We start from the raw sequence: 19,318 nt of genomic DNA on the forward strand, positions 1-19,318 counted from the left end.
GGTGACCCGCGCCCGCGTTACCCTTCCAGTACCGCTGGGGGTGACATCTGTGCGTATAACACCCAATACACCCGACGCGCGCGTTCCCCGTCTTGTCGGCCTGATGGCCATGGACGCGCGCGAAACGGCCCAGGCCCGAGGGCTGTTCCTCAACGCGCCGGACCGCCCGGACTTCCGGCACACCGTGGTCGACTACGTCGTACGCCAGTATCCGCAGCCCGGCGCCGAGGTGCCGCCGGACTCCGTGGTGTACGTGTGGTTCGACTTCGGTGCGGGCGAGGGCGGCGGAGGCGTGCGCGAACCGCGCGTCCCGCGGCCGCCCGCGGGCGGAGTGCGACGCGAACTGGGCGAGCCCGGGAACGCCTTCGAGATGATCGACCGGTGAAGCGGCGGTCGCGCGCGCCCGCGGGGCTCAGCTCTCCTTGAAGCCCCGGTGCAGCGCGACCACGCCGCCGGTGAGGTTGCGCCAGGCCACCTTCGACCAGCCCGCCTTCTGCAGCCGCTCGGCGAGGCCGGGCTGGTCGGGCCAGGCGCGGATGGACTCGGCGAGGTAGACGTAGGCGTCGGGGTTGGAGGAGACCGAACGGGCCACCGGCGGCAGCGCGCGCATCAGGTACTCGGTGTAGACGGTCCTGAAGGGCGCCCAGGTGGGGTGCGAGAACTCGCAGATCACCACGCGTCCGCCGGGCCGGGTCACCCGGTACATCTCCCGCAGCGCCGCGTCCGTGTCCTGCACGTTGCGCAGCCCGAAGGAGATCGTCACGGCGTCGAAGGTGTCGTCCCGGAACGGCAGCCTGGTCGCGTCGCCCGCCGTGAACGGCAGCCAGGTGTGCTTCTTCTTGCCGACCTGGAGCATCCCGAGGGAGAAGTCGCACGGGACGACGTACGCGCCCGTGCGCGCGAAGGGCAGCGAGGAGGTGGCCGTGCCGGCCGCGAGGTCGAGGACCTTCTGCGCGGGGCGCGCGTCGACCGCCTTCGCCACCTCCTTGCGCCAGCGCCGGTCCTGGCCGAGCGACAGCACGTCGTTCGTCAGGTCGTACCGTTCCGCCACGTCGTCGAACATCGAGGCGACTTCGTGCGGCTGCTTGTTCAGGGAGGCGCGGGTCACCCGCCCATTGTTGCAGCCCGCCCTCCCGGGATCAGTCGCGGCTTCCTCTTCGCGGCCATGTCCTCCACCCAGCCGCAGGCCAGGGCGAACACGGCGATCAGGACCCGGCCGACGCCGAACAGGAACCACTGGCTGTCCGGCGGCAGGGAGCATTCGGGAAGCGGTTCGCCGGCTGAGGCCGGTCAGCGGCCGCGGTACACCAGCCGCCCGCCGATCACGGTCGCCACGCAGGTCCCGGCGCCGCGGCGGACCAGTTCGGCGCGGTCCGCGACGTCGAACACGGCGAGCCGGGCGGGACCGCCCGCGACCGGTCCCGGCAGCAGGATGAGCGGGACCGGGGACAGCGACGCCGGGCCCGGCAGACGGTCCGGCCGCTGCCCCACCGCGAGCCCGGCCCTGCGCACCGCGTCGAGCGCGGCCCGCGACCGCAGCTCCCCGGCCACCGCCACCGTGCCGTGGGCAAGCATCCGCTGCACCCCGCGCCGCGCGCTCGCGCCGAGGCGTGCGGGGTCGGCGCTCAGGATCGCCCGCGCCCGCGCCCCGGTGATGGGCTCGGTGCCGAACTCGTCGGCCTCGCGCGGGTCGGGGTGGTAGGTGGCCTCCAGCAGCTCCGGACCGTACGGGTTCAGCAGTCCCGGGGTGAGGATGCCGGGCCAGCGCCGCACCCGCGCCCGGGGCTCGGCGGCGGCCAGCTCCTGGTACGGGCCGACACCGACGACGTGCGCCCCGTCGATCAGGACGGCGGCCTCCGGGGACCGCTCGGCGAAGTGAAGTGTCAGCACGACGCGGTCAGTTGGACGCCAGCAGCTTCAGTTCCGGGTGGGCCGTGCCGCCGGCGATCGCCGTGGAGGAGATGTGGGAGACGACGCGGTCGTCGACCGGGTCGTTCGCCGGGTCGTCGTGCACGACGAGGTGCTCGTACGTCGTGGCGCGCTGCGCCGGGACGCGGCCGGCCTTGCGGATGAGGTCGATGATCTCGAGCCGGTTGGACCGGTGCTTGGCGCCGGCGGAGGAGACCACGTTCTCCTCCAGCATGATCGAGCCGAGGTCGTCCGCGCCGTAGTGCAGGGACAGCTGGCCGACCTCCTTGCCGGTGGTGAGCCACGAGCCCTGGATGTGCTGGACGTTGTCCAGGAAGACGCGGGCGATGGCGATCATCCGCAGGTACTCGAACAGGGTGGCCTGGGTACGGCCCTTCAGGTGGTTGTTCTCCGGCTGGTAGGTGTACGGGATGAAGGCGCGGAAGCCGCCCGTGCGGTCCTGCACGTCGCGGATCATGCGCAGGTGCTCGATGCGCTCGGCGTTGGTCTCACCCGTGCCCATGAGCATGGTGGACGTCGACTCCACGCCCAGCCCGTGCGCGATCTCCATGATCTCCAGCCAGCGCTCGCCGCTCTCCTTCAGCGGGGCGATGGCCTTGCGGGGCCGCTCGGGCAGGAGTTCGGCGCCGGCGCCCGCGAAGGAGTCCAGGCCCGCCTCGTGGATCCGGGCGATGGCCTCCTCCACCGGGACACCGCTGATCCGGGCCATGTGCTCGACCTCGGAGGCGCCCAGCGAGTGGATCACGAGCTGGGGGAAGGCGTCCTTGATGGCCTTGAAGTGCTTCTCGTAGTACTCGACGCCGTAGTCCGGGTGGTGGCCGCCCTGGAACATGATCTGGGTGCCGCCCAGCTCCACGGTCTCCGCGCAGCGGCGCAGGATGTCGTCGAGGTCGCGGGTCCAGCCCTTGTCGGTGTCCTTGGGGGCCGCGTAGAAGGCGCAGAACCTGCACGCCGTGACGCACACGTTGGTGTAGTTGATGTTGCGCTCGATGATGTACGTGGCGATGTGCTCGATGCCCGCGTACTTGCGGCGGCGCACGGCGTCGGCGGCGGCGCCCAGCGCGTGCAGCGGGGCGTCGCGGTAGAGGACGAGAGCCTCCTCGGGGGTGATCCGCCCACCGGCGGCGGCACGATCGAGGACGGACTGGAGGTCGGCCTTCTCGGACACCGATGGTCCCTTTCGTCAAGGGTTGTGGACGGACCGGACCAGCCTACGCCAGCCGCTTCGGCCGCCCGCCGTCAGGCCGCGTAGGCGCCGATCAGCAGCCCGGCGAAGGCGCCGGCGATGAGGAACGGCCCGAACGGGATGGCCGTCCCGCGGCCCGCTCGCCGGGCGACGAAGAGCGCGCCGCCGTAGAGCGCGCCGAGCAGGAAGCCGGCGAAGGCGCCGAGCAGCAGGACCGGCCAGCCGTACCAGCCGAGCACGGCGCCCATGCCGAGCGCGAGCTTCACGTCGCCGAAGCCCATGCCGGACGGGTTGACGAGGAACAGCACGAGGTAGCCGCCGCCGAGCGCGAGCGTGCCGTACAGCGCGGTGAGCCAGTCACCGGCGTGTTCCGGCAGCAGGGCGACGAGGGCGAGCAGGCCGGGCCCGGCCGCCGCGAGCGGCAGGGTCAGCGGGTCGGGCAGCCGCTGCACCCGTACGTCCACGGCGGCCAGCAGCACCCACACCGGCGTGAGCAGCAGCCAGACGCCCAGCTCGGGCCGGGTGCCGGTGGCGGCGGCGAGGGCGGCGCAGGCGAGGGCGGTGACGGTGGCGAGGAGCGCGGTGGAGGGTGAGTAGGGCGCACTCGCCGTCTCCTGAGCCCCCGTCGCCTCCCGCGTCCGTGCGGCGACCTGGGCCTCCGCCGCCGGTGCGGGCGCCTCCGCCGGTGGCCGCGCCGCGCCCCTTTCCCGCTCCGTTCCCACCCGGCACCGCCCGCATCGCGCCCGCCCGAGCCATCCGCGGATCGGGTGCCCCCGCGCGCACCGTGCCCGCCACGGCTCGCCGGCCGGGACCGCGAGGCGGAAGGCGGCCCGGGGCAGCAGCGCTCCGGCCGCCGCGCCCCACAGCGCGGCGGCGAGGACCAGTTCCTGCGTACTGGGCCCTGCGGTACTCATCCGCTCTCCCTCCCGGCGCCGGCGCCGTTCGCCTCAGCCGACCTTCGCCATCCGGGCCACCGGATCGCCCTCGGCCGAGCTCTCCGCGGAGTAACGCAGGTCGTCGCCGACCGGCGTCAACTCGACGGGGTGCGGCGCCGGGTCGCAGCCGGCGTGGTTGGACCGGACGCCGACGGAGGTGGCCACGATCCGGGACGGCGTCACCTGCTTCAGGGTGAGGATGTCGGTGCAGACCCCGCCGAGCTGGTCGGTCTGCCGCAGCCGGCCCAGTTCCCCGCCCACAGCCGCCTTGTGCACGGTGAGCCGGAAGGTGCCCATCGGGAGGCTGCCGCCCAGCCCGCTGGCCTGGCCCTCCCAGGTGCCCAGGTAGCGGGCCGGGACCGCGCGCGCCGTGCCGCCGGTCGCGTCGGGCGCCTCGGAGGCCTGGGCGCCGGCCGAGCGGGAGGAGTGCGGTGCGCTGCCCGCCGAGTCGTCCTCGCTCCCGGTCCACGGCCGCAGCAGCGCCCCGAGCCCGATCGCCGCCGCGGCCGTCGCGCCCGCCACGGCCAGTGCGACGGTGCAGCTCACCCGGCGTCCGCGCCCCTCCTCCCCGGGTGTGGAGGCCGCCGCCACGCTCACCGTGACCCGGCCGGGGGCCGGCGGTGCGTCGCGCGGCCCGGTGGCGGCCGGCTCCGGGCCCCCGGCGCCGTGCCGCGCGGCGGAAGCCTCCGGGAAGCCGCCCGGCGCCCCGGCCGGCGCAGCGCCGGGCGGCGGGGGCGGAGTCATCGTGGGGGGCGGTCCGAAGCCGGCCGGGAGCGGCGCCGGGCGGTCCGCGGACGGAACCCGGCCGGAATCGGACGCCCCCGTGCCGTCCGGCCGGGGCGCGGGCCGGGCGGCGTCCGGAGTCCCGCCGACCGAGGGGCTGCTGAAGCCCACCGGTCCGGACGGAGCGGCCTCGGCCGTCTCCAGGTTGAGCAGGCTCACCGCGCTCCGGCTGACCTGCTCCACCAGCGCGCCCGGCAGCCAGCCGCCGGCGACCAGGCGGGCGGCGCCCTCGGGCGCGAGCCGGCGGGCCAGTTCCGCGGGGACCGGCCGGGCCGCCGGGTCCTTCGCCAGGCAGGCGGCCGCCACCTCGCGCAACTCGCCGGTCAGACCACCCAGTTCCGGTTCCTCGTGGACGACCTTGTACAGCAGCGCGGCCGAGGAGTCGCCCGGGAACGGGGGCTCGCCGGTCGCCGCGTAGGCCAGCACCGCGCCGAAGGAGAAGACGTCGGCCGCCTGGGTGACTCCCTTGCCGAGGATCTGCTCGGGGGACATGTAGCCGGGCGAGCCGACGGAGACGCCGGTCGACGTCAGGGACGCGGTGCCCGCCGTGGCCCGGGCGATGCCGAAGTCGATGAGCAGCGGGCCGTCCAGGGTCAGCAGCACGTTGGACGGCTTCACGTCCCGGTGCACCAGGCCCAGTTCGTGCACGGCGGCGAGCGCCTCGGCGAGGCCCGCGCCGAGGGCCCGTACGCTGCGCGCGGGCAGCGGGCCGCCGTCCGTGACGGCCGCGGCCAGGGAGGGGCCCGCCGCGTAGGCGGTGGCGACCCAGGGCACGGCGGCCTCCGGGTCCGCGTCCAGGACGGGCGCGGTCCAGACGCCGCCGACCCGGCGGGCGGCCTCCACCTCCCGCCGGAAGCGGGCCCGGAACTCCTCGTCCAGCGCGAAGTGCGGATGCACGATCTTCACCGCGACCGTGCGGCCGCCCGTGCTGCGGCCCAGGTAGACCCGGCCCATGCCGCCGGATCCGAGCCGGCCGAGCAGCCGGTAGGGCCCGACGGCGGCCGGTTCGTCGGCTCCGAGCGGCTGCATGGCGTGCACCTCTCCCCCGTAGCGCCTTCCCCCGGCAACGCCTCACTGCCCGCAGCGTAGTGCCGTGGCGACTACGGCTGAAGCAGATCCACCTTCACGTCCGCCGGGAAACCGGTCGTCGGGCCGACCCGGCGGGCGAACTCCGTGACCGCCGCGAGCTGCGGCCCGCCGAAGCTGAAGTCGAGGGTGGTGAAGTACTGCTCCAGGGTCGTCTCGTCGAAGGACTCCCAGCGGGCGGCCTGCTCGGCGACCTTGCCTACCTCCTCCAGCGAGAGGTTGCGGGAGGAGAGGAAGGCCTCGTGGACCTTGCGGGTGATGAACGGCTCGCGCTCGGCGTAGTCCCGGCGGGCCGCCCAGACCGCGAAGACGAACGGCAGCCCGGTCCACTCCTTCCAGAGCGCGCCCAGGTCGTGCACCTCCAGGCCGAAGCGGGGGCCGTCGATCAGGTTGGCGCGCAGGGCGGCGTCGCCGATCAGGACGGCGGCGTCCGCCTCCTGCATCATGAGGCTGAGGTCGGGCGGGCAGGTGTAGTAGTCCGGCTGGACGCCGAAGCGTTCCGCCAGCAGGAGCTGGGCCAGCCTGACCGACGTGCGCGAGGTCGAACCGAGGGCGACCCGGGCGCCGTTCAGCCGGTCGAGCGGTACCTGCGAGACGATCACGCAGGACATCACCGGGCCGTCGCAGCCGACGGCGATGTCCGGGAAGGCCACCAGATCGTCCGCGTTGCGCAGGAACTCCACGAGGGTGACCGGCCCGATGTCGAGGTCGCCGCGCACGAGCTGCTCGCTGAGCTTTTCGGGGGTGTCCTTCGTCAGCTCGAAATCGAGGAGCGTGCCGGTTCTCGCGAGCCCCCAGTAGAGGGGCAGGCAGTTCAGGAACTGGATGTGGCCGACGCGCGGCCGGGTGCGAGAATTGTCCACATCGCGAGACTAGACCCCGTGCGGTACGGTGCTGAGACCGGCCCCACGTCAACCCACCCGAGGGGACGTTCAAACATTCGGGTGAAGTGATCTTGACCTCTATTGCTTTCGGCTGCCCGCGTGCTAGGCTCGCCGCAAGTTGCAGTTTGGTTTCCCTTGCAGTACAGAGCCTGCGGAGCATGTGACCGCGGGCTCTCGTCGTTTTCAGACGAATGCAGTTGTGCAGCACCGTTTCGCACGTGCAGGTTCTGGAGCAGGGCAACCCTTTTGAGCCCAAGGAGGGCTTATGGCTACCGGAACCGTGAAGTGGTTCAACGCCGAAAAGGGCTTTGGCTTCATCGCCCAGGAGGGCGGCGGCCCCGACGTCTTCGTTCACTACTCCGCGATCAACGCCAGCGGCTTCCGCTCGCTCGAGGAGAACCAGCAGGTGAGCTTCGACGTGACGCAGGGCCCGAAGGGTCCGCAGGCGGAGAACGTCACCCCCGTCTGATCACTGCCTGATCGCAGAACCTGAGTGCAGTACCCAAGGAGCCCCACGCCGTACGGCGACGGGGCTCCTGCCTTTTCCGGGCCGCCCCTTTCGTGAATTCCGGGCGAATTCCCGGTGCGTCCGTCCGTTGCGCGTGCGCCGCGAGCCGGACCGTGCCCCGGGGACGCCGAGGACGGCCGGTCAATCACCGGAAGCCAATTCGCACCCGTCTGCGGTGATCCCGGCTGCGGCCCCGGCCATCAACGGGCGCCCGGGACTTCCTCACCCCCGCCCGCGCCTTCCACGACACCGTCGCCGCCTACCGCGCCGGCCGGCTCGAGCGCTCGCTCGCCGGCGGGCGGATGCCGCTCGCCTTCCAGACCGGGAGGGAGCCGCTGCCGCCGGCCCGAGCGCATGACGCGGCTGCCCGGGAAACGGGGGTCCACCCGGCCGGTTCCCGCTGAATCGGTCTCCCGGATCCCCCTCCTCGCCCAGAAGTCCCCGCAGGTCACGACGCATGTTCGAGGGTGACTCAGGCGCCCTGGGAGCGGTTGAAACCGGGAGTACCGGGAGCGCGACCTGTGCCGGTAACCGGCTGGGACGGTATGGGGATCGGCTCCCCCGAGCATCGGTTGCGGCGCCAGGGAGAAGCCCGGCGACCGGATCACGGTCCGTCTACCCAGGGGGAGTCACGACATGCGCACCATCGCACTGCGTACCAAGACGGTTCTGGCCGCACTCACCGGCGCCGGTGTTCTCGCACTCGGTACCGCGGCGGCCGTTCCGGCGACCGGTGTACAGGACGCCCTGGTGCGCGTCGCCTCCGGCTTCACGCTCCACCAGGCCGACGCCCCGGCTCTGGCCAACGGACACGGCCCCGGCTTCGCCCAGGGCTGACCCCCAGGGCTGACCCCAGCACCCTCCAGCGACCAACGGCACCGGCCGGGCCCCACCCCGGCCGGTGCCGTTTCACATGCCACGGCCTCCCGCATCCGGCCGGCCCCGGCCCCACGCAGGCGGTGCCGGCTACAGGCGGCGGCCCTCCGGGGTCACGCCCATCGCGTCGTAGAGCGCCTCCGCGGCCTGCTGGTGGGCGTGGGCCGTGGGCTCGTCGCCCAGTGCGCGGGCGGCTTCCGCCTGGCCCAGCAGGGCGCGGGCCATCTCGATGCGGTAGCCGAGGCGGGAGGCCAGTTCGTAGGCGTGGCGGTGCAGTTCCATCGCCCGCTCGGGCGCGCCGCGCCGCAGGTGGACCAGCGCGACAACGTTGACCACGGACGCCTGACGCAGCGCCGTGCCCTCGGCGGAGACCAGTTCCAGGGCCCGCTCGGCGTGTTCGGCGGCCGAGCGCACCTCGCCGAGCCGCTGGCAGACCTGCGCCCAGTGGGCGAGGACGACGGCGACGTTGGCCGGCTTGCGGGACTCGTCGCACAGTTCGAGGGCCTGGGCGAGGCAGGCGCGGGCCCGCTCGTCCTCGTCGGTGCCGAGGTGGGCCAGGGCCAGCCAGGTCAGCGAGGCGATCTCGTTGCTGCGGTCGCCCAGGCTCCGGTTCAGTTCGGTGGCCCGGGCCGCGTACCGGGCGCCCTCGGCGTAGTGGCCCGACCAGGTCTCCACCGTGCTGAGGTTGTCCAGGGCCTGCGCCTCCATCCGGGCCGAGCCCAGTTCCTGGTGCAGCGCGATGCCCTGGACCAGGTAGGCGCGGGCCTCGTCGAAGTTGCCGAGCGCCCCGTGCAGCAGGCCCAGGACGTCGATGCACATCGCCTCGCCCCGGCGGTCGTCGGCGGCGGCCAGCTCCAGGGCCTCCTGGGCGGTGGTGATGCCGTCCTGGAAGTCGCCGAGCCACCAGTGCCCCACGGCCAGGTTGCCCAGGCTGATGCTGAGCAGCGCCGGGTCGTCGAGTTGCCGGCAGGCGCCGACGCCGATCCGGCCGACCACTCGGTACTCCTCGTAGTCGCCGCGCAGGTCGAGGTAGAAGAGCAGGTTGCGGGCGAGCAGCGCGGCGTAGCGGTGCAGGCCCCGGGTGCCCGCCTGGGTGGCGACCGCGAGCAGCGCGTCGTACTCGCGGTCGAACCAGCGCAGCGCCCCCTCGTCGCCGTCCAGCCGGGGCAGCTCGGGGCCGCCGGAGGCGGGCGGGTCGCCGTAGCGGCTGCGGCCGGGGAAGAGCGTCTCGCAGGCCACGTCGGTGGCGAGCGTGTAGTACGACACCAGCCGCTCGACCGCCGCCTCCTCGTCGTCCTCGGCCTCCCGCACGCTCATCGCGTAGGTGCGCACCAGGTCGTGGAAGCCGTACAGACCGGCCTCGTGCTGCTCCAGCAGGTGGGCGTCCAGCAGCAGTTCGAGGGCGTCCTCGGCGTCGTGGACGCCGACGCCGAGCAGCGCGGCGGCGGAGTGGACGTCGATGGTGCTGCCCGGATGCAGCCCGAGCAGCCGGAACGCGACCCGCTGGTCCTCCTCCATCGCCTGGTACGACAGCCGCAGCGTGGCCTCGACGCTGCGTTCCCCGGCGCTCAGTTCGCGCAGCCGCCGGGTCTCGTCGGCGAGCCGGTCGACCAGGTACCGGACGGTCCAGCGGGGCCGGTTGCGCAGCCGGGCGGTGGTGATGCGCAGGGCGAGTGGCAGGCCGCCGCAGAGGTCGGCCAGCTGGGCGACGGCGTCGGGTTCGGCGGCGGTGCGTTCGGCGCCGAGCATCCGGTTGAGCAGGGTGGTGCTGTCGTCGGCGGAGAGCTGCCCGAGCGAGAGCCACTCGGCGGCGTCCAGGTCGAGCATGCGCACCCGGCCGGTGAGGATGGCCAGGGAGTCCTCGGAGGCGGGCAGCAGTGGCCGGATCTGGGCGGCGTCGGCGGCGTTGTCCAGCAGGATCAGCAGCTTGCGCTGTGAGGAAACGCTTCGCCACAGGGCCGTGCGTCTCTCCAGGTCATCGGGAATGCGGTCGTCCGCGACGCCCAGGGTGCGCAGCAGCGAGTGCAGCACCGCGCCCGGCTCCTGCGCCTTCTCGCCGGGGCTGAATCCGCGCAGGTCGACGAAGAGCTGGCCGTCGGGGTAGTCGGCGGCGAGCTGGTGGGCGGCGTGCACCGCGAGCGCGGTCTTGCCGCTGCCGCCCATGCCGTCCACACCGACGATCCGGGCGCGCTCGCCGGCCGCACCCCGGCCCACCTCCAGCAGCCGGGCCAGTTCGGCGTCCCGGCCGGTGAAGTCCGGCAGGTCGTACGGCAGGGTGCAGGGCGCGGGCTCGGACCCGGACGGCTGGGCGGGCGGGGCCGGTACGAGCAGGGCGGCGCGGTCGGCCACCGACTGCGGCACCCGGGGGGCGACCTCGGGGCTGTCGCGCAGGATGGCCTCGTACAGCCGGGTCAGTTCGGCGCCCGGGTCGATGCCCAGCTCCTCGACGAGGAGTTCGCGCATCCGGCCGAACTCCTCCAGCGCCTCCGCCTGCCGCCCGGCCCGGTACAGGGCGAGCATCAGCCGGCCGCGCAGGGTCTCCCGCAGCGGGTGCGCGGTGACCAGCTCGCGCAGCGGCCCGACCAGGTCGCCGGACTGGCCGAGTTCGAGCTGCAGCTCGAAGTACTGCTCGGCGACGGCCATGTGCCGTTCCTCGAGGGCGGCGGAGGCCGCGGAGATCACCGGGCCGCCGGCGCCCGCCATGACCGGGCCGCGCCACAGGTCCAGGCAGGCCCGCAGGTGGTCGACCGCCTCGGCGGGCCGGCCCGCGGCCACCGCCTGCCGCGCCTCACGGGCGCGCCGGCCGAACTCGTGCAGGTCGAGCTGCTCCTCCTCGAGCACGGCCCGGTATCCGGCGCCGTCGGTGACGATCAGGGACGAGCCGCCGGGGATACGGGTGCGCAGCGCGGCGACGGCCTTGCGGATCTGGTGGCCGGCGGTCTGCGGCGGCTCGTCGTCCCAGGCGGCGGTCACCAGCCTGGGCATCGGCACCATCCGCCCCGGCTCGAGTAACAGCGTGACGAGCACCCGTTCTTGCGTGGGGCTGCCGAGTCTCAGCCGCCGGTCGCCGTGCCACCCTTCCAGCGAGCCCAGGATGTTGAAGCGTACGACAGGCAGAACGGATGCCGCCGACTCCACTGAACCCGTCCCCCCGCCCCGTCGTACCGCTCAGCCCCCTGACGTTCGGGCCAATCCTAGGTTGTACCCCGAACCTGTCACGTCGGAAGACGACTTCACGTTACAAGGGTTATCCCTAGGTATGCGTCAAAAGCCAGGCCATGTTCAGGCAAGCTGCAGGAGAACGGACCGGGTATCGCCGGCCAATGCCGGGTCGTGGCACAGGATGGCGCTCTCCACCTGGCGCAGCGCGGGGGACGGCTGGATGCCCAGTTCGTCGTCGAGGTGGCGGCGCATCCTGCGGAAGACGTCGAGCGCGTCGGCCTGCCGTCCCGAGCAGTAGAGGGCGATCATGAGCTGCTCGCAGAACCGCTCCCGCAGCGGGTGGTTGGTGTGCGCCTCGGTCAGCTCGGCGAGGACCGCCGCGTGCCGGCCGAGCTTCAGCTCGGCGTCGAAGCGCAGTTCCATGGCCCGCATCCGGTACTCCTCGAAACGGGCGCCCGCGAGCTGGCAGAGGGTTCCGCAGGCGAACCCGCCGAAGACGGGGCCGCGCCACAGCGCGAGGGCGTCGCCGAGCAGCCGGGCGGTGTAGGCCGCGTCGGCGCAGGACGACTCGGCGTGCCGCACGGCCCGGACGAACTCGGCGGCGTCCAGTTCCCCGTCCTCCACGACGAGCCGGTAGCCCGAGGGGTGGATGGTCACCCGGGAGCCCGCCCGGCCCGGTTCCAGGCCGCGCAGCTTGCGGCGCAGCCGGCTGATGTGCGCCTGCAGGGCGTTGGCCTGGTTGTCCGGTACGGCGTCCCCCCACATCTCCTCGACCAGGCTCTCCCCCGACACCGGCTGGCCCTCGCTGATCAGCAGAGTCTGCACCAGGGTGCGCTGCAGGTCGCCGGAGATCTCAGCAGGGCCGGACACGGTACGGACCTGCAGCGCACCTAGGATCGAGAACTTCAGCATCCTGACTCCGCCTCCCGTTGATGCCGCTGGCGTCGTCGTCCTTCTTCCGGCGACGTATCAACAGTGCGGGGCGGAGCTACCGGATCGTTACCGATCCGTTCCCGGCCGGGTGTCGTCCCCGACGACCAGCGCCCGCAGGGAGGCCATGCGCCGGGCCGCCACGTCGGGCGAGTCGGCGCCGATCACCAGGTGGCCGGGGTGCGGCGCGTCGGGCGGCGAGACGTGGCGGACGTGCGGCAGGCCGCCCACCTCCGCCTCCGGCAGCCGCCACGGCGGGCCGATCAGCGCGGCGGCGGCGAAGCGGTTCGGCCGCACCGTGTCGACCAGCCGACCGGCCAGCACCTCCACCGCCCCGGCCGCCAGGTCGAGTCCGCCGGCCGCCTTGACCAGTTCCGGGACCGGGTCGTCGGGCAGACCGGCCCGGCACCCGGTGATCACCGGGCCGCGCGGGGTGAGGGCGACGCTCGAGTGGGCCGGGCCGTACTGGTACCCGGTCAGGTCCAGCAGCGCGGTCACCACCGCGCGCACCTCGGCGGCCGTGTCGGCCGTCAGCGGGGCGGGATGGAGGAGGCCGTAGGGCGTGCGGGCGACGATCGCGACGGCCTGGTGCATGCCGTGCACGCTCAGCGTCTCCACGGTCAGCCGCAGGTCTGCGGGGGCCACCGCGGTGCCGCCGGGCGAGAGCCGGTTGTCGCGGACCAGGCGCTGCACCGCGGCCGGGTCGGAGAGCACCACCAGGGCACGGGCCGGGTTGACGCACAGCCCGGCCTCGGCGGCCTCGGCGAGGGGCGCGCGCAGCGCCTCCTCGTCCGTGGCGTCGGCGCGTATGGAGCGCACTTGGACTCCCGCGTGCGCGGCCTGGCGCACGAGTCGCTGGTCCGGGTTCAGCAGGAAGATCCGGCGGACGTCGTTGTCTTCGTTCATGCCTCTGCTCGGGGGACGGAGTAGGCGGGGGTGGAAAGGCAGGCTACGAGCGGCCGATACCGATCCGGTCCCGGCCGGTTCCCGAGGTGGTGCGAGCGCCCGCAGCGCGTGCTTCTGCGGGGGCTGACGGAACGCGGACACAACGGAACCCCTCTCGTACGCTACCCGTTCCCGGGCACTTGCCGGGGGCGGATCCACGGCATGGGCGGAGCAGCCGGTCAGCACCTCTGTCAGGCTGTTTCCCCGCCCGGCGCGCCGGACGCGTCAGCGTGCGTAGAGGTCCTCGATCTCGCGGGCGAAGTCCCGCATGATCCGTTCCCTGCGCAGCTTCATCGAGGGCGTCAGATGACCGGCCTCCTCGGTGAAGTCCACGGGCAGCACGGTGAACCTGCGGATCGACTCGGGGCGGGACACCAGCCGGTTGGCCTCGTCCAGGGCCCGCTGCAGTACGGCCTCCAGCTCGGCGTCGCCGACCAGGAGTTCCGGCGGCACCGGGTGCCTGCCGATCATCTGGCGCCAGTGGGTGATGCCGTCGGGGTCGAGGGTGACGAGGGCGGCGACGTAGGGCCGCCCGTCCCCGACGAGCATGACCTGGGAGATCAGCGGGTGCTGGCGCAGCCAGTTCTCCAGCGGCGCCGGGGCCACCGACTTGCCGCCGGCCGTGATCAGCAGTTCCTTCTTGCGGCCGGTGATGGTCAGGTAGCCCTCGTCGTCCAGCTCGCCTATGTCGCCGGTGTACAGCCAGCCGTCCCGGGTGGCGGGGACGACCCCGCCGGCCTGCGGGTCCCAGTAGCCGCGCAGCACGTGGTCGCCGGCGAGCAGGATCTCCCCGTCCGCCGCGATCCGCACCCGGGTGCCGGGCAGCGGCCAGCCGACCGTGCCCAGCCGGGGCTTGAGCGGCGGGGTGACCGTGGAGGCGCCGGTGGTCTCGGTCAGGCCGTACCCCTCGAAGACCTCGATTCCGGCGCCGGCGTAGAAGGCGGCCAGCCGCCGGCCGAGCGGTGAGCCGCCGCAGATGACGTACCTGACCCTGCCGCCCATGGCGTTGCGGATGCGCCGGTAGACGAGCGGGTCGTAGAAGGAACGGGTCGTGCGCAGGGCCCGGTTGGGGCCGCTGCCGGCGCCGGTCTGCCGGGCCTCCAGCGCCTCGCCGTACCGCACGGCCACCGTGGTCGCCCGGTCGAAGGCGCCCGCCCGGCCGCCCTCCTCGGCCTTGGCCCGCGCGGAGTTGAAGATCTTCTCCAGCATGTACGGGATGGTCAGCAGGCAGGTCGGCCGGAAGGCCGCGAGGTCGGGCAGCAGGTCCTCGGCCTTCAGGCTCGGTACGTGGCCGAGCCTGACCCGGGCGCGTACGCAGGCGATCGCCACCATCCGCCCGAAGACGTGGGACATCGGCAGGAAGAGCAGCACCGACGCCTCCTCGGCCGACCCCGCCCGGAAGACCGGGCGGAGCAGTTCGATGGCGTTGTCGACCTCGGCGAAGAAGTTGCCGTGCGAGAGGGCGCAGCCCTTGGGGCGCCCGGTGGTGCCCGAGGTGTAGATGAGCGTGGCGAGCGTGTCGGGGCCGAGCATGCCCCGGCGCACGGCCACTTCGCCGTCCGGCACCTGGCCGCCCGCCTCCGCCAGCCGGTCCACGTGCCCCTGCTCCATCACCCACACGTGCCCGAGGTCCGGCAGCCGCTCGAGCTCGGGGCCCATCGCGGCGGCCTGGGCGGTGTTCTCGGTGACCAGGGCGACCGCGCCGGAGTCGTGCAGGATCCAGCGGGTCTGGAAGACGGAGGAGGTGGGGTAGACGGGGACTGTGACCAGGCCGGCCGCCCAGGCGGCGAAGTCGAGCAGTGTCCACTCGTACGTGGTCCGGGCCATCACGGCGATCCGGTCGCCGGGCATGAGCCCCTCGGCGATCAGGCCCTTGGCCACGGCGAGCACCTGCGCGGCGAACCGTTCCGCCGTCACGTCCGCCCAGCCGCCGCCCGCCGCCCGGCGGCTGAGCACGACGGCGCCGGGGTCGGCCTCGGCGTTGTCGAACGGCAGGTCGGCGAGCGATCCGTGCCGCACCGGCGGCGCGAACGGCGGGACGTACGCCTCCCGTACGGCGCCGTCCAGCCGCCGGGTCTCGGGTGCCACCAGGACCGGCAGGCCGTCGTAGTCGGTGGCCTGGACGGGGGCGCCGGAGGAGACCGGGGCGCTCGGGTACGGGGTGGACACGGGGCGGCTCCTCGGGCGTGCAGCGGAGAACTGCTTGCTGCCTGACGTACGTGCCTCGGGCGGCGAGGCGTTCACCGGCGGCGGTCCGCTGTAAGGGGTTACCGGTGGTCAGGCTGGCGATCGTACGGGTCGGCGGTGGGGGGGTTGTGCGGATTCCGGGATGATCCGGGGACGGGGGTGTGCAACCTCGAAGATCATGTGAGAGGCGTTCATGTTCGCCGCGTCACACCCGCCGTCTCGCGCCGGTCACGGCCCGCGGCCGGCGATCACACGGGCCCACCGACCCCCTCTGACGAGCCCACGGACCCCCACTCACGGGCTCACGGACCCGCGCACTCACGGACTCACGCGCTCACGGGCGCTCCAGGATCGCGGTCACGCCCTGGCCGCCCGCCGCGCAGACGGAGATCAGGCCCCTGCCGGGCCCCTCCCGCTCCGCGAGCAGCTTCGCCAGGGTGGCGACGATCCGCGCCCCGGTCGCCGCGAACGGATGACCGGTGGCCAGCGACGATCCGGCCACGTTCAGCCGGTCCCGGTCCACCGCCGGCAGCCCTCGTTTCTCCCAGGCAGCGAGCGTGGCCAGCACCTGGGAGGCGAAGGCCTCGTGGACCTCGATCAGGTCGAAGTCGCCCAGGCCGAGCCCGGTGCGCTCCAGCAGGCGCGGCACCGCGTGGGCCGGGGCCATCAGCAGGCCGTCCTCGCCGTCCGCCACGTCACCGTGCGGGAAGTCGACGGCGGCCGTCTCGTACGCGGTGAGGTAGGCGAGCGGTTCGAGCCCGCGTGCCCGGGCCCACTCCTCGCTCGCCAGCAGGACGAGGGCCGCGCCGTCGGTGAGCGGGGTCGAGTTGCCGGCGGTCATGGTGGGGCCGGGGTCCTGCAGGCCGAACACCGGCTTCAGCGCGGCCAGTTGCTCGGCTGTGGAGCCGGGACGCAGGTTCTGGTCGCGGTCCAGGCCGTGGAAGGGGACGACCAGGTCGTCGAAGAAGCCCCGGTCGTACGCCGCCGCCAGCCGCCGGTGACTGGTGGCGGCCAGTTCGTCCTGTGCCTGCCTGGTGATGCCCCAGGCGCGTGCGGTCACCGCCGCGTGTTCGCCCATCGAGAGGCCGGTGCGGGGTTCGGCGTTGCGCGGGATGTCGGGAATCAGGTGCCCGGGCCTGATGCGGGCGAGGGCCTTCAGCCGGGCGCCCGCGCTCCTCGCCCGGCGGGCCTCCAGCAGGATGCGGCGCAGCCCGTCGTTGACGCCGAGGGGCGCGTCGCTCGCGGTGTCGGCGCCGCCCGCGACCGCCGACTCGCTCTGGCCGAGGGCGATCTTGTTGGCGGCGGCGATGACGGCCTGGAGTCCGGTGCCGCAGGCCTGCTGGATGTCGTAGGCGGGGGTGCGCGGGTCCAGCCGGGATCCGAGCACGGTCTCCCGGGCCAGGTTGAAGTCCCGGCTGTGCTTGAGGACGGCGCCGGCCACGAACTCGCCGACGGCGCCCGGCCCTTCGAGGCCGTACCGCTCGACCAGGCCGTCGAGGGCCGCGGTGAGCATCCGCCGGCTGGAGACGGTGGCGTAGGGGCCGTCGGAGCGGGCGAACGGCAGGCGGGCGCCGCCGATCACCGCGACGCGCCGCACCAGGGGCCGCTCGGACGGGGTTGCGAGGGGACTCATCTCGACCTGCTCCTCAGCCGTGACATAGGCTTACCTCCGGTAACTTTACTCCAGAGTAAGAAACTTCGACCGAGTCGCACGGGAGTTGGACATGGCCGACCGCTACCTGAGCTTCACCGGCACGGCACCGGGCCGTTTCCTGACCCGGCGCCTGGGCCTGCCCCAGCCGACCGAGCTGCGCCGCTGGTCCGCCGAACACCCCTCGCTGGACGGCCCGCTGCTGCATCTGACGGCGGGGTCCTCCGTCCTGGACCTGGCCCCCGTGCTCGCCCGCACCGGCCTCACCGACGGCGACCGGGACCCGGCCGCCGTCGTCCTGGACGCCACCGGCGTACGCGACGTCGGCTCGCTCGCCGAGGTGCACGCGGCCCTGCGTCCCGTCGTGCGCTCCGTCGCGACGAGCGGCCGGGTCCTGGTCCTGGGCGCCCCGCTCGACCCCGCCGACCACCACCAGGCCGCCGCCCAGCAGGCCCTTGAGGGACTCACCCGCTCGCTGGGCAAGGAGATCGGCCGGGGCAGGACGGTCAACCTGGTCCGGCTGACCGACGCGGCCGCCGCCGAGTCCACCCTGCGCTTCCTGCTCTCGCCCAGGTCGGCCTACGTCAGCGGCCAGGTGGTCGAGGTCGGCGCCGGACCGGCCACCGCACCGGCCGACTGGACGAAGCCGCTCGCCGGGCGCACCGCGCTGGTCACCGGCGCCGCGCGCGGGATCGGCGAGGCCGTCGCCGGGACGCTGGCCCGGGACGGCGCCCATGTCGTCGTGCTCGACGTGCCCGCCGCCGAGGCGGACGCCCGCCGGGTCGCCGAGCGGCTCGGCGGCACCGCACTCGCCCTCGACATCACCGCCGACGACGCGGGCGAGCGCATCGCCGGCGCCCTCCCCGACGGGCTGGACGCCCTGATCCACAACGCGGGCATCACCCGGGACCGGCGCCTGGTCAACATGCCCGCGGACCGCTGGAGCACCGTGCTGGAGGTGAACCTGGGCAGCGTGCTGCGCACCACGGACGCCCTGCTCGCCAAGGGCGCGCTGCGCTCCGGCGGCCGGATCGTGGCCACCGCCTCCATCGCCGGGCTCGCGGGCAACGCGGGCCAGACCAACTACGGCGCGAGCAAGGCGGGCGTCGTGGGGCTCGTACGGTCCCTCGCGCCGCGCGCGCTCGCCGAGCACGGGGTGACCGTGAACGCCGTCGCGCCCGGGTTCATCGAGACCCGGATGACGGCCGCCATCCCGCTGTTGATCCGGGAGGCCGGCCGCCGGATGAACTCCCTCGCGCAAGGAGGCCTGCCGGCCGACGTCGCCGAGACCACCGCCTGGCTCGCCCACCCGGCCTCCGGCGCGGTCAACGGCCAGGTCGTCCGCGTGTGCGGCCAGAGCCTGCTGGGAGCCTGAGATGACCACCGTCACCCTGTCCGCCGCCCCCGCGCTGGTCCCGCTGCTGGCCCGCGGCGCCCTGCGCTCGCCCTTCAAGCGCCCGTCCCCGGAGGCGGACTTCCCGCGCGCCCGCCTGGTCCTGCCCGGCCTGCGCGTCGACCTCGCCCGGCTGGCCGCCTACGAGCGGGTGTGCGGCTTCGCCCCCGGCGCCGCCGGCGAGGCGGACGCCCTGCCCGTCACCTACCCGCACGTCCTCGGCTTCCCGCTGGCCATGCGGCTGATGAGCGGGCGGGACTTCCCGCTGCCGCTGCTCGGCCTGGTGCACACCTCGATCGGAATCGTCCGGCGCACCGGCCTGCCGGCCACCGGGGAGTACGAACTCGCCGTGCGCATCGCGGGGCTGACCCCGCACCGGCGCGGCACCGAGGCCACGGTGGTCACCGAGCTGCGGGCCGGCGGGGACGCCGTGTGGGAGTCGCGCAGCACCTACCTCGCCCGGCACCGGACCGGCGGCGCGCCCGAGGAGCGCGGGCCGGGCGCGGAGCGCGAGGAACCGCGGCCGCCGCTCGCGGTGGCGGGCCGGTGGCGGCTGGCCGACGACCTCGGCCGCCGGTACGGCGCCGCATCCGGTGACCGCAACCCCATCCACCTGCACCCGCTGACCGCCGGCCTCTTCGGCTTCCCGCGCGCCATCGCGCACGGCATGTGGACGGTGGCCCGCTGTCTGGCCGCCCACGGCACGCCCGAGGCGGCCCGGGTCGAGGCCCGGTTCCGCGCGCCGGTGCTGCTGCCCGGCACCGTGTCCTACGGCACGGACGGCGCCGGCCGGTTCGAGCTGCGCGGGGCCGGGGACCGGCTGCACCTGACCGGCGAGGTAGGGCCACTGGCGCCGTAGGGCC

16 protein-coding genes and 1 pseudogene are annotated in these 19,318 nt (G+C 74.0%); 5 read left to right on the top strand and 12 right to left on the bottom strand.

The features are described 5' to 3' along the window. Positions 1–49: 49 nt before the first annotated feature. Positions 50–385 (top strand): PASTA domain-containing protein, encoded by a 336-nt coding sequence (locus tag ACFQ9Z_RS23905; RefSeq protein ID WP_383022214.1) that lies wholly within the window; start codon positions 50–52, stop codon positions 383–385. A gap of 27 nt (positions 386–412) precedes the next feature. Here the strand turns inward: ACFQ9Z_RS23905 and ACFQ9Z_RS23910 are convergent, their stop codons facing one another. The 7 genes and pseudogenes from ACFQ9Z_RS23910 to ACFQ9Z_RS23940 all read right to left on the bottom strand — a co-directional run bounded on the left by ACFQ9Z_RS23910 (position 413) and on the right by ACFQ9Z_RS23940 (position 6,782). Continuing rightward, a complete protein-coding gene (locus ACFQ9Z_RS23910) occupies positions 413–1,108 on the bottom strand; it encodes a demethylmenaquinone methyltransferase (RefSeq protein ID WP_383022217.1) in 696 nt (231 codons plus the stop codon). Then, positions 1,105–1,272, bottom strand: a pseudogene (locus ACFQ9Z_RS23915) (acyltransferase); the annotation flags it as partial. The pseudogene ACFQ9Z_RS23915 and the gene ACFQ9Z_RS23910, both read right to left, overlap by 4 nt. An 18-nt stretch (positions 1,273–1,290) precedes the next feature. Beyond that, positions 1,291–1,890 carry a hypothetical protein gene (locus tag ACFQ9Z_RS23920; RefSeq protein ID WP_383022219.1) on the bottom strand — a complete coding sequence of 200 codons (600 nt, stop codon included), beginning with the start codon at positions 1,888–1,890 and terminating at the stop codon, positions 1,291–1,293. 7 nt (positions 1,891–1,897) lie between these two features. Beyond that, entirely contained in the window at positions 1,898–3,097 is a 1,200-nt protein-coding gene (gene mqnC / locus ACFQ9Z_RS23925; protein ID WP_383022221.1) for a cyclic dehypoxanthinyl futalosine synthase, read from the bottom strand. Positions 3,098–3,168: 71 nt separating this feature from the next. Next, a complete protein-coding gene (locus ACFQ9Z_RS23930) occupies positions 3,169–4,029 on the bottom strand; it encodes a prepilin peptidase (RefSeq protein WP_383022223.1) in 861 nt (286 codons plus the stop codon). A 33-nt stretch (positions 4,030–4,062) separates the two neighbouring features. Then, positions 4,063–5,862, bottom strand: a complete 1,800-nt coding sequence (locus tag ACFQ9Z_RS23935) for a protein kinase (protein ID WP_383022226.1) — start codon at positions 5,860–5,862, stop codon at positions 4,063–4,065. Between the two features lie 71 nt (positions 5,863–5,933). Beyond that, positions 5,934–6,782: a menaquinone biosynthetic enzyme MqnA/MqnD family protein gene (locus ACFQ9Z_RS23940; protein ID WP_383022228.1), complete on the bottom strand. Its 849-nt coding sequence runs from the start codon at positions 6,780–6,782 to the stop codon at positions 5,934–5,936. 286 nt (positions 6,783–7,068) lie between these two features. Here ACFQ9Z_RS23940 and ACFQ9Z_RS23945 point away from each other — a divergent pair, with 286 nt between their 5' ends. Beyond that, positions 7,069–7,272, top strand: a complete 204-nt coding sequence (locus ACFQ9Z_RS23945; protein ID WP_003992177.1) for a cold-shock protein — start codon at positions 7,069–7,071, stop codon at positions 7,270–7,272. Positions 7,273–7,947: 675 nt separating this feature from the next. Continuing rightward, entirely contained in the window at positions 7,948–8,148 is a 201-nt protein-coding gene (locus ACFQ9Z_RS23950; protein WP_143628075.1) for a hypothetical protein, read from the top strand. A 129-nt stretch (positions 8,149–8,277) separates the two neighbouring features. Here ACFQ9Z_RS23950 and ACFQ9Z_RS23955 read toward each other — a convergent pair whose 3' ends face one another. The 5 genes from ACFQ9Z_RS23955 to ACFQ9Z_RS23975 form a co-directional block, all read right to left on the bottom strand. Continuing rightward, positions 8,278–11,325, bottom strand: coding sequence for a BTAD domain-containing putative transcriptional regulator (locus ACFQ9Z_RS23955; protein ID WP_383022231.1), 3,048 nt, complete (start codon positions 11,323–11,325; stop codon positions 8,278–8,280). Between the two features lie 144 nt (positions 11,326–11,469). Further along, positions 11,470–12,261, bottom strand: coding sequence for a BTAD domain-containing putative transcriptional regulator (locus ACFQ9Z_RS23960; RefSeq protein WP_383022233.1), 792 nt, complete (start codon positions 12,259–12,261; stop codon positions 11,470–11,472). Between the two features lie 87 nt (positions 12,262–12,348). Next, a complete protein-coding gene (locus tag ACFQ9Z_RS23965; RefSeq protein ID WP_383022235.1) occupies positions 12,349–13,185 on the bottom strand; it encodes a hypothetical protein in 837 nt (278 codons plus the stop codon). 264 nt (positions 13,186–13,449) lie between these two features. After that, positions 13,450–15,393 carry an AMP-dependent synthetase/ligase gene (locus tag ACFQ9Z_RS23970; RefSeq protein WP_383022238.1) on the bottom strand — a complete coding sequence of 648 codons (1,944 nt, stop codon included), beginning with the start codon at positions 15,391–15,393 and terminating at the stop codon, positions 13,450–13,452. A gap of 352 nt (positions 15,394–15,745) precedes the next feature. Continuing rightward, positions 15,746–17,044, bottom strand: coding sequence for an acetyl-CoA C-acetyltransferase (locus ACFQ9Z_RS23975; RefSeq protein ID WP_383022240.1), 1,299 nt, complete (start codon positions 17,042–17,044; stop codon positions 15,746–15,748). A gap of 91 nt (positions 17,045–17,135) precedes the next feature. Here ACFQ9Z_RS23975 and ACFQ9Z_RS23980 point away from each other — a divergent pair, with 91 nt between their 5' ends. Together ACFQ9Z_RS23980 and ACFQ9Z_RS23985 are read left to right on the top strand one after the other, a co-directional pair. Further along, complete coding sequence (locus tag ACFQ9Z_RS23980; protein WP_383022242.1) at positions 17,136–18,437, top strand: 3-oxoacyl-ACP reductase; 1,302 nt, start codon at positions 17,136–17,138, stop codon at positions 18,435–18,437. A 1-nt stretch (position 18,438) separates the two neighbouring features. Further along, entirely contained in the window at positions 18,439–19,314 is an 876-nt protein-coding gene (locus ACFQ9Z_RS23985) for a MaoC family dehydratase (RefSeq protein ID WP_383022244.1), read from the top strand. The last annotated feature ends 4 nt before the right edge of the window (positions 19,315–19,318 follow it).

The organism is Streptomyces sp. NPDC056580 (assembly GCF_042793175.1).
Taxonomy (GTDB): domain Bacteria; phylum Actinomycetota; class Actinomycetes; order Streptomycetales; family Streptomycetaceae; genus Streptomyces.